We start from the raw sequence: 14,284 nt of genomic DNA, 5'->3' as shown, positions 1-14,284 counted from the left end.
TTAAACCTCCTGGTATTCAAGTTCAGTTATCCATTCCCTCAGGTCAGGTGTTTCAGCTGTCATGTACTCCCTTGTGAAGGTTTCACCTATCTCCCGCAGCAGTCTGACTGAGGTGGGGTGTAGCATCATGAATATGTCCACACCTGAGAGCATCATGGTAAGTCCGGTTACGATTTCCCAGAGGGGCCCCCTGTAATCTGTGGGTCCCCATTCATCCTTCTTCATCCAGGCCTCCCTTGAACCCCAGGCGTTTGTGGTACCTGAGGACATTGGCATCTGGAGATCAGAATCCCCCTTGAGGGCTGCCAGCCGGGTCCTTGTGATGACGTCTATTGAGAATTCTATACCGTAACCCAGGGCACATGTTGTTGGGTCCATGACGATATCCTCACGTTTAAGTCCCTCCTTAAGCAGGTAACGGTTGAGGGTCTTCTGCATGTTGACATCTGTGATGGCCCATGAGAGGACCGCATGGTTGTGGTCAAGGGCTGCCCTTGCAACCTTCCTGTAGTCCAGGTCAAGGTTGGCAGATGCAAGGAGGCACCTTTCACCTTCAGCTGCCTCTGCGGCCTTTTCAAGGACCAGCGGGTCCTTTTCAGGGTCCCCGGATCCCCCTATCACCAGTGGGACGTCCACTGCCTGGAGGACCTCCTCGATATCCTTTGCGGCCTCCCTGGGGGATTTGTCCATGACCTTGGGGCCTGTTCCTATGAGGTGTATTGTGACCATGTTGGCGCCGTATTCCTTCACGGCCTTACGTGCCCAGTCCCCCGGGTCCTCCATGACGTCACTGAAGTGTTCCCTTATTGGCCTCGGCAGTCCAGGCATGGGTATGTCAAATACGTCAAATGTGACAACCGGCGGGTTTGGCTGTGGCTCCTCGAACCTGTAGAGGGCCTTCTGCCCCCCAAGGTAAACACTTTTGCGGGTGCCCTCACCAAGCTTTACCTGGGCAACCTCACCGGGGTATGACCTTATGGGTGGGTTGAACTCCTCCGCGGGCAGTGCCTCGACAGCCTCCCTCACCTCAACTGTTTTCTGTATGGCCTGCTGGACTGCAGGCATCAGGTAGAGTTCCAGTTCCTCAACATCCATCCTGAACTCGTTTATCTCGATGGATTCTGTGTTCTGAAGTAGTTTCAGAAGTTCCGTTAATTTATCCATAAGCACACCTCTATAAACTTAAAATCTTCTCTGCAACCTTTTTTATGGCCCTGAATGATTCAGAATCCTCAGGTAACTCATAGAGTGGTCTGCCCTCCATGTCGTAACTGGAGACAAGGGGGTCCTCGGGTATGACACCTATGACCTCAAGGCCATCATCCAGCTCCAGTCTGTCAAGGTCCCCCTCCCTTACCCTGTTGAGGACCAGGAAGACCTTCTTGAATTTTATCTCAAGTTCCTGTGAGAGTTCGACTATCCTCCTTGCGGTGAGTATCCCTCTCTTTGACGGGTCGGTTACAACTATCATTATGTCAACGTTCTGGGTTGTCCTCCTGCTGAGGTGCTCAAGGCCGGCCTCGGTATCTATGACTATGTAGTCATAGTTCTCTGCTATGTTCTCGATTATCCTTCGCAGCATGGTGTTGACTGCGCAGTAGCAGCCACTTCCCTCCGGGCGGCCCATGACAAGGAGGTCAAAGTCCCTGGTTTCGGTTATGGAGGCCATTATCCTGTAGTCAAGCATGTCCCACTTGTTCGCCGATGGGGGTATCCTGCCTGCAGCCGTATCCCTCTTGAGCTGTTCCCTGACATCACCCACGGTGCCGCTGACCGGAACCCCCAGGGCCTCAGGGAGGTTTGAGTCCGGGTCAGCATCTATTGCAAGCACATCTGCACCTGTTGATGCCAGGATCCTTATGAGGGAAGCTGAAAACATCGTTTTTCCCGTACCGCCCTTGCCACTTACTGCTATTATCACGTGACCACTCATGAGAGATTTATTTGCGCTTTATTATTACCTTCTCAGCGTAGATCTTTGCATTCTTGAGGACTATCCTGAATCCTCCGGCTGCCGGGAGGGTCATCTCAGGTGCTGCCATTACAGGGACTCCCTCTGGAATCGGGGTCTCCTCAGGGTATGCCTCCTCAACCTCCTCTTCTTCGGGTTCAGTTTCTTCAACGGCCGCCCTTTCAAGGACAGGGTGTTCATTGTCCCTCAGGAATCTTCTGAGATCCTTTATTGATGTTGCATCCTCCTCCGTTGCAATCTTGTCCCGGACGTCCTCCGGGATGAATTCCAGGACAGATTCCTTGAGTTCCCTTGGCATCCAGATCACCCTGTGGTATCCTCCGTCTGCCTGGAGGAATTTGGGTGACCTCATGTATTCAAGGCTGAGACCTGAGAAACCTTCAACCTGTTTTCCTCCTGAGCACTGCCCGGCCATTGCTGAGAATGGTATCCCTAGGGGCGTTTCTCCCCTGAAGTCCCTGTTAACAATACCTATACCATCAAGTTCAGGTATGTAGAATGCCACTGCCTCGAAGCATCCGCAGGAGGTGTGTGGGTAACCGAATACACTGTGGAGGTATACCCTATCTGTTGTGCCCTGGGAATTTTCTTCTACTGCAGCGTTAACATTTGCATATTCTCCCCTCTCAGGGTCCAGGACTTCACCCTTTTCAATTTCGAATATCGGGCCGTCAGGGTCCATCTTGTATGCTGCACGGCAGTCGAACCAGTTTATGGCGCCGCAGAGGGCTGTCCTGTCTGGTGTTACTATGCATACGTGTGTGGGTGCGAAGGACTGACACATGAGACATCCATAGAAGACATCAACGTCCTCATCTGAAAGTTCCCTTGCCCTTGAGTCCCTGGTCTCATATTTCTCCCTTGCTGTCTCAAGGAATTCCTGGACCGCTGCCTCATCTGTCATGAGTGTTACTGCTATTGATTCGATTATGGGGAACTCCTCCCTGAAGAGGACTGAGAGCGCCTTTCCGAGGTGTTCGAGCCTGAAACCTGCGTCCTTTGCCTCTGTACTCACACGACACCATATCTGGTCCCTCTGGTTGAGGTGCATGAATCCCTTAACATAGTTGCAGAGCTCATGGAGCCTCCTCTCGATGACGCTTTCAAGTTCCTCCTCGAGTTCACTGCCAGCTACCTCAACGTTTATGGCGAAGGGGTACACCTGGCCCTGTTCCATTTCATCTATCTCGGGCCCCCTGACCTCCACCTTTCCGTCCTCGACTTCGTCCTTAACCTGGACCAGTTCTGCTCCGATGGATTTGGGACCTGCCAGTTCAACGAACATGTTGGCTGATCTTATCCTCTCCCCCTCATGCATGGGACTTACATCGACTGGTATGTCTTCAAACATTGAATTCCTCCATTATCCTGATCATTCAGCATACATCTTCTCAAGGTATCTGAACCATTCATCATCATCCATGTTCGGGAATGATGCATCTGCATTTGAGTGGAATGTCTTGCATATTGTGAGTGTCTTTATATGTGGTGCGAAGTGTTTGAGGCTTGATAGGCCCTGGGATGCGATGTAGTATATGCAGCCTATGAATATTACAAGGTCATGCTGGCCCTCACCGCGGATACCCTCCCAGGAGGGGTCCTTCAGGAGGTTTGTTATCTCCACGATACCGTGGGGCTCTGATTCTATGCCGGCCTCACTCAGTGCCCTGTAGGTGTCTGCCGTTGCTACCACCGGTAAATCGAAGTGCCTTATGATTTTAACCGTATGTTCAAGCACTTCCTGGCGCTTGGCGAGTGGCCCTACAACCATAAGTGGTCTCCTGGCCTTTTTTATCATCATGGTCGCAGTTTCGGGTGTTACGAGCATTGCCTGTTTTGGCCCGGCTATAACAGTGGGCTGCCATGGTATTATTCTGTCATTCAAGACTATCACCTCTCCAGGAGTGAGGGTTCCTTTGGAAGCTCCCTGGGTTTCCAGTTTTTCTCCTCAAGGATCTTCATGACATCCCTCTTGTAGACTATCGGGATGTCCTTCTCGGTCCTTATGAACCTGTCTATATCGTCCGGGATGGTGCCAAGATATTTCCTGTGAAGGTCTATGTAGTTGCTGAGTTTCATCTGACGGCCCTTGGATGTGTCTGTTGGCCTTATGCATAGCTTGGCTATCATGACCGTTGCCTCCTCCCGGTTCTCTGCTGCGTAGAGGAGGTGCTCGGGTGCTGGCTCCCCATCGATAACCTCACCTGTTCTGAGGTCATTCAGCTTCCACTTCTCCTCATCATCTGCCCTTCCAAGGAAGAGCCTTCGATACTTTGATCCGTGAGGACCCAGGACGACGGGTATTCCCCATCTGTTCACACCGGTTGCTATGGCAGCCGCCTTCTGGGAGTAGGCACCCCAGGCAACCCCACATGCACCCACACGGTTCAGTATGTAGTCTGCTATCTCCTCAAAGTTGCCTTCAAGGGGTTTCTGTGCGAATATGTTGGCTATCTTTATGGCTGCTCCTGATACGTGTGCATTTGAAACGCATGACCCCATGTTGACGAGTCCCTTTGCATCGAACTGTCCACCATATTTTTCATAGAGCGTCTGACCATCCTCGTCCCTGTATTCGCCTATGGACATTGCTCCACAGCCTGTTGTTACCACGATGTAGTTCCTCTCAAGGAACTCCTTTGCCATCAGTGCGACGTCCTTTCCACCCTCAGGGTAGTTTGAGCAGCCCACAAATGCCACCACTCCAGGTATATCCCCCAGGACGATGGGTGCTCCGACCCTCCTTATCTCAACGTCCTGGGCCGGTCCTCTTCCAGCCCTTATCCTGTATTTTTCGTCCTTGACCCGCCTCTCACCTGCCTTTGTAACCATGGATACTATGGGTATGTTCCTTTCACATTCCTGTTCGCAGCGTCCGCAGGTGTAGCAGAGCTCCTCGATGGCCATCTCCTCAAGTTTGCTGATGTCACCCTCAGCCGCCTTCTTCACGGCGTCCATGACCGGGAGGCTGTTGGGGCAGACCCTCTGGCACCAGCCACAGTCTGTGCACTCTGATGCCAGCTCGATTATCTCATCAATATCTGGCAGCTTTTTGAGGGATTTCCTGATGGGTGCAAGTTTCATCGCAGTCTTAACAGCCACCTCACCCACCTTTTCAGGGTCCAGTATCAGGGCGCCCTCTATGTTACCGTTTATCAGGTCATTCACGATTTTATCAGGGTCCTCATCGGTCATGTCAGGGAGTCCAAGGCACATCTTATCTGTTGTGGCGATGACCGCTGACCTGTTCCTGAGGGCCTCCTCCAGTACATCTGTCCTGACGCACTGTTCGTCAACCACTATCACATCTGCAACGCCACTTCTTATGAAGCGGAGCTGTTTTGATAGTGGACCTACAACCTTTGCTGCCTCATTGTACCTGGTCACGTCTATTGCTGCGCAGCAGATTCCGCAGACCTCAACCTGGTCCTCCATTTCATTCTCATCAAGGTAGTCAACTATGTCTGCGCCGGGCAGCACGTTGTGGCCTATGCAGAGAACAACCGGTTTCTCTGTATCTATGGTCCCGAATCCAAGTTCAACCAGGGGTGCGTCCTCGTCACCCTTTGGAAGGTCCAGGGCCACTATCTGGGCCAGGTCTGCAACCTCCCTTGTAAGGTCATCCATTAGGCCTGCGTGGAATGCCTTTGATTCAAAGTCCTTGCTGTCCCCCTCCTGTCCCGTGTGACAGGCTGAAAGGAGGTGGGACATCTGTTCCTCAGCGTAGTCCATCACCTCCCTCAGGTCCCCGAGTGTGGCGGGTCTCTTACCCATCACCGTCCGTGTTATTGGTGCCTCTATATCCACGTTGCTGCCGAGGTCTATCTTATAATCCTCTCCAAGCCTCTCTATGAGGTGGTCCACCAGGTGCCTTGCGTGTCCTGCATGGGCGGCTGTCCCTATCAGGCATGCCAGCAGCACCGTCCTTGCCTGCTGTGTGGCTGCGTCTATACCACATGCTCCCTTCTTCCCGAGAAGTTCACATTTACCGTAGGTGCAGAGACAGCACATGTCACAGAATGGTGCGTAGAATGGTTCGTACCTTTCAAGCAGTTTCATGTCCCATGATCTCAGGTCAGTCACATGGGGACGGGGTTTCGGGCCCTTAACCTCTTCTTCAGGAGGCTTTTCCTCAGTTATTATTTCTCCTATGGATATCTGGATGTTCTTGGCATCCCAGAAATCCCCTTTAAGGTCTTTGGCTTTTTTTGATTCAGGCGCCACATCTATCACCAGTATTACTAAATCCCGATTGACAATTATTAATGATTTATAATGATGTTTTTCATTTTATGGAATCTATATATAAACTTTGTGCATTGTCGCTGAACACATAAAGACCTGGACCTTTTTAATAAATGGTGGAGATGTGCCAGATAGAAGGAGGATTATTACCATTATACACCCTGAGACCCCTGCAATGGTCATCCCTCCGCTCAGGGTGTGATATTACCACAATATAAGAGAAACCGAAGATTAGTAATAATCACTTCAACCTTTATATTATATGAATGTTTGATATAGTGATTGGAATTAAAAAAAGATTAAGGAGGCGAATAGCTTGCATATTCCAGATGGTTTCATACCATTCCCACAGTACCTTGTGTACTGGCTTATTGCCCTTGTAGCCCTCTACTTCAGCATGCAGTGGGCTGGAAAGGATCTTAAAGAAAGGCAGATACCACTGTTTGCTGTTCTTGCAGCGGGAATATTTGCAATACAGGCGATGAACATACCGATACCCTGGGGTACCAGCGGTCACATGGTTGGAGCTGCCCTTGTTGCAATAATATTTGCAAGTCCCTGGGCGGCTGTCCTGCTTCTCTCAATTGTACTGATACTGCAGGGACTCATCTTCGGTGACGGAGGAATAACGGCACTGGGTGCAAACATCTTCAACATGGGTGTGATTGGAGGTTTCACCGGTTACTACCTCTTCAGGGCACTGAGATCTGCAGGTGAAATACCCGCAGTGATTGTGGCATCATGGGCATCAATATTCCTTGCAGCCATTGCCTGTGCAGTGGAGATGTGGATAGCAGGAACATTCCCCCTCGTACAGGGACTCTGGATGATGGGACTCTACCACGCAGTCATAGGCCTCATAGAGGCTGCAATAACCGTCGTGGTTGTTCTTGCAATTCAGAGCAGCCGCCCTGATCTTTTCTCCCTGAGGGACTGGGGAAAGAAAAGTGCCGAGGTGTTATCAAAATGAATGCCCGAGACAAAAAATTCATGACTGCCGGCATAATAATTGCCCTCATAATAGCTGTGCTGGCACCGTTCCTTGCCTCACCAAACCCGGACGGCCTTGAGAGCACCGCCGAGAAGGTGATGCCAAACCCTGAAACAGAACCCGTCCTCGAGTCACCGCTACCAGACTACACCCTCCCGGCGCTGGGTGACAGTCCCTTTGGCGGTGTAGTTTCAATGGTAATCGGTACGATCCTGGTACTGGCCATAGCCTACGGTGTTGGCGCAGTTTTCAGGGGCAGGGAAGCTGCAGGTGAAGAGGGAGGAGAGGAGTGATCCTCCCAATTAATTTTTTCTGGTGAAGTCGAATGGAAGACCTCATAAACATCGAAAGGGAGAGCCTCAAGGAGAGCTCAATCCACAGGCTTGATGGGCGTATCAAACTCATAATAACCTTCATAATTATAGCCTTCGCTGTTTCAGCCAGCAGCGTGGTTACACTGATCTTGATGGAGGCCTATCTCCTCCTGCTTATACTCCTATCAAATGTATCACCATCATACGCCCTTAAGCGTATAATCCTTATACTCCCCTTCGGAGGTTTCATTGCACTCTTCCAGCCCTTCATACGGCCAGGGACTGTTATCTGGACCGGCCCCCTGGGTATGGATGTGACACTGGAGGGGCTGATCTTCGGTGCCCTGCTCCTAGGGAAGGTAACCGTGAGCGTGACAGCGGTGATCCTTCTATCATCAACAACATCAATGCAGGAACTGGTTGGTTCAGCAAGGAGAATCGGTGTCCCCTCAGACTTTGCAATGCTGCTCAACCTCACAGTAAGGTACCTGTTCTTCTTCTATGATGAACTTGAGAGGATAAGGAACGCACAGAAGACCCGCTGCTTTGATATATGGAATAAAAGGACATCCTATAGCTGGAGGCTCAGGAAGGTGGGTGAGACCATTGCAATGATGTTCCTGAGAGCATATGAGCAGGGGGAAAGGGTGTACCTCAGCATGCTGAGCCGTGGGTACAGCCAGGACAGTCAGATGTACACTGCAAGAAGCACCCTTGGCAGGTGGGATGTCCTCTTTGCAGCCGCAAACATCTTTATACTCGCGCTGCTCCATATACTCCAGGTCGGCTACTGGTGATTGGATGATCGAGCTCAGGGATTTAAGCTACAGCTACCCGGACGGCACACCCGCCCTCAGGGGTATAAACATGAAGGTGGAGAGGGGTGAAAGGGTTGCTGTTATAGGGCCCAACGGGGCAGGCAAATCAACACTTTTTCTGCACCTAAACGGCATACTGAAACCAGCTGCCGGTGAGGTCATAATTGATGGTGAAAGGGTAGACTACAGCAAGGATGAACTGATCAAGATCCGACAGAAGGTCGGAATAGTCTTTCAGAACCCTGATGACCAGCTATTCTCGCCAACAGTCAGGGAGGATGTTGCCTTTGGACCCATGAATCTCGGCCTTCCTGAGGATGAGGTTGAGGAGAGGGTGGCTGAATCACTGGAAAAGGTTGGTATGAGCGGCTATGAGAACCGGGCACCACACCACCTGAGCGGAGGGGAAAAGAAGAGGGTGGCCATCGCCGGTATACTTGCAATGAAGCCTGAGATCATGGTACTTGACGAGCCAACGACCGGTCTGGACCCGGAGACAGCCGATGGTATAATCAGGATACTCCTTGAACTGAGCAGGGAGGGCATAACGGTCATGATATCCTCCCATGACGTTGAAATAATAAGCCAGTTTGCAGAGAGGGTCTTTGTCCTTAACAGTGGCGAACTCATTGCAGAGGGCACCCCCCGGGAGATATTCAGGGATGCTGAACTAATCAGGAGGGCCAGTTTAAGGCTTCCAAGGACAGCTGATCTGCTGAACCGTCTCAGGATGGCTGGTTTCGAAGTTGATGTGAAGCTGACTGTGGAGGAAACCTACCATGAACTCCTCCACCTCCTGGGTGGAGATGCATACCACAGACTGCTCCATTTTCTGGGTGAAGAGAAACAGCACAGACTCATCCACCTCCTTGGAGAGAAGAAATACCATGAACTCCTCCACGCCCTGAAGGAACAGTGAAAAGCTGTGCAAAATTGATCCGGAACTTCAAATGCCCGGAGAACCTTTTTTCGGTAAAGTGAAAGTTCTAAAAAATTGATCCAGAGCTCAAATATCCATCAAAGCTGTCAAAAAATTAATGTGGCTGTCGACCAGATGCTAGAGCTTTGGCTCAAGTCTTTTGATCATGAAGGCCATGAACCCCACGAGCATGGGGAAGAGGAACAGGTATATCATTATTATGGCTATGGGTGGTAGAACTGAACCCATGACCGTGGCGGCTGCAAGAAGCATGACGAGGAATATCACAGGGCCGAGAATCGCCAGGAACATGTATATCATTGTGAATGAATTAAGCTTCTGTGAATAGTCCTTGAGCTTCATCCTCATTTCATAGGCAATATCATCGGCTATAACATTCAGGGTCTTTGATAGGTCCCCACCACTGTTGAGGGTCCTTGTGATCTGGTAAACCGCCCTCTTAAGCCCATCAGATTCTATGCGGTTGCTCATCTCAATGAGTGCATTCTCTGTTGTCTCACCATACTTGATCTCCTCAAGGGTCCTTGCAAACTCCTCAGAGAGTGCCCCGTAGCCTGACATCGCGACTGATCTCATACTGTCATGGAGCCCGAGACCGGATTTGAGCTCGGTTGCCATCTGACGGAGGGCGAAGGGAAGTTCCCTTGAAGCCTCACTTGAACGTTTACCCCTCTGGAGGTTCGGGAGGAAGATTATAATTATCGCCATGAAAAGAACAGCAAGCATCATTGCAAGGCCTATCTCAATTCCAAATCCAAGGAGGACCATCACCACCAGGAGGACCGCTCCTGATCCACCTCCAAGGATCATTATGAGTTTAGGGTCAAGCTTTTCCTTCTCCTCCTCCTTCAGGAGTTCCTCAAGGGACGCCCTCTCAAAGCTGGCACGAGTCGCACTGTCCTCACCCCTCTCCTCCAGCCTCTTATCTGCTTCTATGAGTCCCTTGAAGACCTCTATCTCCTCAGGAGTCATTTTCATGCGGCTTATGACGCGGGCGGAGCCCCTCCTTGAGAGAAATCCTGGCTTTGGTTTCTCTGAACTCCTCTTCAGAAGTCCTCCCGGCCTTCCAATGGGGGGTGCCTTCGGCTTTATTTCACCCATCTTCTGAACCGGCTTCTGGACACCCTCACCCACCTTCTTTGTGGATGTGAGTGTTATGCCGCCAAGTTTGTCAAATATATCCCTGATGGAGACCATTATATACGCCTCAGAGTATGCTGTCCAGGACACCGTCCGGGTCCCTGTAGTATTCATGGATGTAACGTCCCACCTCATCTATGCTCCTTATATTCTCATCGGCCATGTATTCAAGGACGAGCCTCCTCCTCTCGATTTCCTCCTCGATTTCATTTATGCTTATGGCCCTCAGTTCCGCTATCTCCCGGAGGGTCTGGCTGGCTATACCAACATATTCAACCTTATCAGCCACGCTGTTCCACTCAAAGACCCTGTTGAGCTGGACGTTACCCTCCTCCATACCCACGACCTCGGCGACCTCAGTTATCCTCCTTATGGAGCCGCCCTCCGGCCTGTACATCCTGTTCTGCATTATTATGAAGTCCAGGGCCGGTATCATGATCCGGGGGACATTCATGGGTGGGTTTATGAGACGGGTTATGGTCTCCCTTGCTGTGTTGGCGTGGAGTGTCCCGAATCCACTGTGACCTGTGTTGAGGGCTGTGAATAGGGTTATAGCCTCACTGCCCCTCACCTCCCCCACAATGACCCTGTCGGGCCTCTGACGGAGGGAGTTCTTTACGAGGGTGTCCATGTCAAGTTCCCCCTTACCCTCTATGTTGGGCGGCCTTGTCTCCATCCTGAGTACATGGGTGTGGGGTAGCTGAAGCTCCAGGGTATCCTCGATGGTTATTATACGCTCGGTCGGAGGCACGAATGCAGATACTGTGTTCAGGGTTGTTGTTTTACCAGAACCGGTACCCCCCGCCACTATGGCGTTGCATGGTTTCACACCCAGCCCATCTGTGCATACCCAGAGGAAGGCTGCAAGGTGGGATGACATGGTCTTGAAGTTTATGAGGTCAACAACAGTGAAGGGATCCTTCCTGAATTTTCGGATGGTGAGGGTGGAACCATCTGGAGAAACCGGGGGTATTGTTGCATTGACCCTTGAACCATCGGGGAGCCTCGCATCAAGTATTGGGGTCTGCTGGTCTATACGCCTGTTGACCTGCCTTGCGATGAGGTCGACGATGGCCTTTATGTCGTCATCGTTGTTGAAGACGACATTGGTAATCATCATACCAAGCTTCCTGTGGTAGACGAATACCGGTTTTTTGACACCTATTACCATTATCTCCTCAAGGTCATCGTCCTTTATTAGGGGGTCCAGTTCACCGTACCCCAGCATCTCCTGGGATATCTGCTTTGCCAGTTTGTCAACATTACGAACTCCCTTCATCCTGAGGAACTCCTTAACCTCAGACATGAAGGTGGATTCATCTATTCTGAACTCTTCACCCTTGGAGACTGCGACCTCAACCAGTTTTTCCCGGATCTCATTGAGGAGCTCCCTCTCCTTCTCAGAGAACTTGGGAAGGGAAACCTTGTACTGGGGTATGAGGTCTCCCTCAATTATCTCAACGTCCTTTAAATCAACCCGTGGAGAGGCTGGTTTTGGCTTGGGCTTCTCAAGTACCTTTTCGACCTTGAATTCCGATTCCGCCTGCCTCTCCTTCCTTTCCTCACGGGGTGGTTCTTCCTCATCCGCTGCAAATTCCCCGAGGATCTCCTTCAGAATTTCCTTCCGCTTATCCCTCATAGTACTCAACCTTTAATATGTGGAGGATAATATTTAAGTGTATGTCAGCAAGGTGTCCCGTCTGTGGGGAGGACCTCCCTGCCTACAGGGGCGGTGTTGATATCTACAGCCCCTGCGATGGGTGCATTGACCCCCACCTGAGTAAGTTCAGACCCGTTAAGGGCGTATCCGGTTCAGTTCTCAGGATCTGTGAATGCGGCCGGAGGCATCTTGACGCTGTCATGGCCCATGTCGCAGGGATTATGATAAGGGAGGGATGTGTACCTGAAGATGCCAGACTCAGGGATGTCGGGGCTCCCCTGATAACTCCAGCTTTACCCCTTGAATCTGCACCATTCCTTCCAGAGCGCTCTCTTGTTATTTTATCACCCCATCTTGATAAAGGAACCGCTGAAACAATCATGGAAGACGTTCCAGAGGTCAAGGGTGTTTTAAGGGGTGATATGCGCACTGTTCCAGGGATGATGGACTCCGGCACCAGACCCCATGTATATGAGCTCCTTGCGGGTTGCGATATGAGGTGTGACATCATTGAAACACCTTCCGGAGCTCTATCAATATACAGGAGGCAGAGCAGACTCCACATAGAGTTTTCATCCGGAAAGAACCTTAAGATTCAGACTGCTGCGCGTGAGATACTCTCACTACGCCCTGAGAATGTGCTGGATGCAACATGCGGCCCGGGGACCCTGGGGATATTCTCCCTTAAGGCCGGTGCCCGGAACGTTGTATTCAATGACATCTGGAGGGAAGCCTGTGAGATGACCCGCCTGAACCTGAGGGTCAATGGATTCCATGAAGGGTTCAGGGTCTACAACAGGGATATAAGGGAACTGCCAGATCTCATTGATGAGAGGTTTGATCTCTGCATCGTGGACCCCTTCCCTGGTGTTGATCCTCGCGAATTTATTGATGCTGCAAAGAGACTTGCAGAAAACACCCTGCTGATAAGATAAATCTGGCTGAATACACTCTAGATACCCATGTAGACCGCCACTGCCGGGATAACAAGTACACCCATGAGATGGGATTTACTTGTACCGGTACAGTGGGGTATGAGTCCAAAGGACGTTGATGTTATAAGTGCCAGGGCAATGAAGGGTATGCTGGCCCCCTCCATGGCTGCAAAAATGAATATGGATGCTGTCATGAAGAGCATGACCAGCAGTGAAATTTTTCCGTAATTGATTCCTGAGAGATTGGTGCAGAGATAATCAGCAGCCCTGATGGCTATCACAGCCGCCAGGGATACCGCCAGGAGGGAGGCTGATATGAAAAGGAAGATGTGGCCGGCGTCGATATCCTGCATGATCTGGGATATGTAGACAGCAATGCCGCTTCTGGGGTTTCCAATTATGTAGAGTGTCAGCAGGGAAAAGAGGGCATCCGAGGTGTTAAGGCATGAAAGTGCAGTGATGAAGTCCCCCGGTGAATCCTCTCCTCCCGAACCCGTGAGGGAACATGCTATCATCCCGCCCTGGGCGGGTCCAAATCCTGGTAAGAATCCCAGAAGGACGGATGCAAGTCCGCCTGCAAGAACAGACCTGGCGGTGCCACCATCAAACTCTGTGAATGGCTCTATTTCCTGCTCAGGTAGATATGATCCCGAACTGAAACTGTAGGTCATGGTGCTGAGACCGAAGAAACCGGTGAACAGTGTCATCAGACCAAGTCCCGGGGATATTGGGGCCTGGAAAATAATCCACCCCATCGCTCCTGAGAAAAGAAAGAGTATAACTGCCCATAGCAGTGTTTCCAAATTCCTGCTGAGCTTAAGCATCATGTAAACCGAAAGAAGTATGAGGATTAACCAGATGTGTGGTCTGATAAATCCATAGAGGGGTGGTAACGCCAGGAGGAGAAATGGTAAAAGGATTATGGTCAGCAGGATTCCGCCAACACCACCAACTGTTGCAGCCCTTATTGCCTCACCAGCCCTCCCCTCAAGCACCATACGGTGCCCCGGGAGAACTGATAGAGCTGTTGCCTCATCTGGAACCCCCAGCAGGGTTGAGGGTATGAACTCAAGGAGGGCGTGGGTTACAGAGAGTGATAATAAAAAAACAGCCAGAACCTCCTCCGGGAGGAAACCCAGAATCTGGCCTGATGCTGCAAAAATGAACGCCCCAACGGTATTAACATGGATACCCGGGATCAGACCCGTCAATGCACCGGTTATGACTCCAAGAAGACAGGCAAAAAGGATTTCAATTATCCCCATCACC

General features: G+C 51.0%; 13 protein-coding genes. 5 read left to right on the top strand and 8 right to left on the bottom strand.

Translation table 11 applies throughout. From position 1 onward, the window contains the following. Genes cdhD through cdhA form a run of 5 tightly spaced genes read right to left on the bottom strand, consistent with a single transcriptional unit; the run spans nucleotide 1 to nucleotide 6,205 of the window. On the bottom strand, nucleotides 1–1,164 hold the full coding sequence (cdhD, locus tag MTCT_RS07990) for a CO dehydrogenase/acetyl-CoA synthase subunit delta (RefSeq protein WP_048176249.1): 1,164 nt from the start codon (nucleotides 1,162–1,164) through the stop codon (nucleotides 1–3). A gap of 10 nt (nucleotides 1,165–1,174) precedes the next feature. Continuing rightward, the gene (locus MTCT_RS07985; RefSeq protein WP_231855290.1) at nucleotides 1,175–1,933 is read right to left on the bottom strand and encodes an AAA family ATPase; all 759 of its coding nucleotides are present in this window, start codon (nucleotides 1,931–1,933) and stop codon (nucleotides 1,175–1,177) included. Nucleotides 1,934–1,940: 7 nt separating this feature from the next. After that, nucleotides 1,941–3,323 carry a CO dehydrogenase/CO-methylating acetyl-CoA synthase complex subunit beta gene (gene cdhC, locus MTCT_RS07980; protein WP_048176246.1) on the bottom strand — a complete coding sequence of 461 codons (1,383 nt, stop codon included), beginning with the start codon at nucleotides 3,321–3,323 and terminating at the stop codon, nucleotides 1,941–1,943. 21 nt (nucleotides 3,324–3,344) lie between these two features. Continuing rightward, the gene (gene cdhB / locus MTCT_RS07975; protein WP_010877317.1) at nucleotides 3,345–3,866 is read right to left on the bottom strand and encodes a CO dehydrogenase/acetyl-CoA synthase complex subunit epsilon; all 522 of its coding nucleotides are present in this window, start codon (nucleotides 3,864–3,866) and stop codon (nucleotides 3,345–3,347) included. Continuing rightward, nucleotides 3,863–6,205 (bottom strand): CO dehydrogenase/acetyl-CoA synthase complex subunit alpha, encoded by a 2,343-nt coding sequence (gene cdhA / locus MTCT_RS07970; RefSeq protein WP_084126307.1) that lies wholly within the window; start codon nucleotides 6,203–6,205, stop codon nucleotides 3,863–3,865. Before cdhA ends, cdhB begins: the two co-directional genes overlap by 4 nt. Nucleotides 6,206–6,533: 328 nt before the next feature. Here cdhA and cbiM point away from each other — a divergent pair, with 328 nt between their 5' ends. From cbiM to MTCT_RS07950, 4 genes are read left to right on the top strand one after another with little or no spacing between them, the layout of a single operon-like run. Next, nucleotides 6,534–7,187: a cobalt transporter CbiM gene (cbiM, locus tag MTCT_RS07965; protein ID WP_048176242.1), complete on the top strand. Its 654-nt coding sequence runs from the start codon at nucleotides 6,534–6,536 to the stop codon at nucleotides 7,185–7,187. Beyond that, on the top strand, nucleotides 7,184–7,501 hold the full coding sequence (locus MTCT_RS07960; RefSeq protein WP_048176241.1) for a PDGLE domain-containing protein: 318 nt from the start codon (nucleotides 7,184–7,186) through the stop codon (nucleotides 7,499–7,501). Before cbiM ends, MTCT_RS07960 begins: the two co-directional genes overlap by 4 nt. A gap of 32 nt (nucleotides 7,502–7,533) precedes the next feature. Further along, complete coding sequence (gene cbiQ / locus MTCT_RS07955; RefSeq protein WP_048176239.1) at nucleotides 7,534–8,319, top strand: cobalt ECF transporter T component CbiQ; 786 nt, start codon at nucleotides 7,534–7,536, stop codon at nucleotides 8,317–8,319. A 4-nt stretch (nucleotides 8,320–8,323) separates the two neighbouring features. After that, entirely contained in the window at nucleotides 8,324–9,259 is a 936-nt protein-coding gene (locus MTCT_RS07950; RefSeq protein ID WP_048176238.1) for an ATP-binding cassette domain-containing protein, read from the top strand. 138 nt (nucleotides 9,260–9,397) lie between these two features. Here the strand turns inward: MTCT_RS07950 and MTCT_RS07945 are convergent, their stop codons facing one another. Together MTCT_RS07945 and MTCT_RS07940 are read right to left on the bottom strand one after the other, a co-directional pair. Then, nucleotides 9,398–10,555, bottom strand: coding sequence for a type II secretion system F family protein (locus MTCT_RS07945; RefSeq protein ID WP_231855289.1), 1,158 nt, complete (start codon nucleotides 10,553–10,555; stop codon nucleotides 9,398–9,400). Then, complete coding sequence (locus MTCT_RS07940; RefSeq protein ID WP_083750460.1) at nucleotides 10,488–12,059, bottom strand: CpaF family protein; 1,572 nt, start codon at nucleotides 12,057–12,059, stop codon at nucleotides 10,488–10,490. The genes MTCT_RS07945 and MTCT_RS07940 overlap by 68 nt, the downstream gene beginning before the upstream one ends. Before the next feature lie 41 nt (nucleotides 12,060–12,100). On the opposite strand from MTCT_RS07940, the gene MTCT_RS07935 reads away from it, so the two are divergent. Then, nucleotides 12,101–13,015 carry a class I SAM-dependent methyltransferase gene (locus MTCT_RS07935; protein WP_231855288.1) on the top strand — a complete coding sequence of 305 codons (915 nt, stop codon included), beginning with the start codon at nucleotides 12,101–12,103 and terminating at the stop codon, nucleotides 13,013–13,015. Nucleotides 13,016–13,032: 17 nt separating this feature from the next. Here the strand turns inward: MTCT_RS07935 and MTCT_RS07930 are convergent, their stop codons facing one another. Beyond that, entirely contained in the window at nucleotides 13,033–14,280 is a 1,248-nt protein-coding gene (locus tag MTCT_RS07930) for a tripartite tricarboxylate transporter permease (protein WP_231855287.1), read from the bottom strand. Nucleotides 14,281–14,284 lie beyond the last annotated feature (4 nt).

It is taken from the genome of Methanothermobacter sp. CaT2 (genome assembly GCF_000828575.1).
Taxonomy (GTDB): Archaea; Methanobacteriota; Methanobacteria; order Methanobacteriales; family Methanothermobacteraceae; genus Methanothermobacter.
Note: the sequence above shows the minus strand (reverse complement) of the source record. Positions and strands in the feature narration are given on the sequence as shown.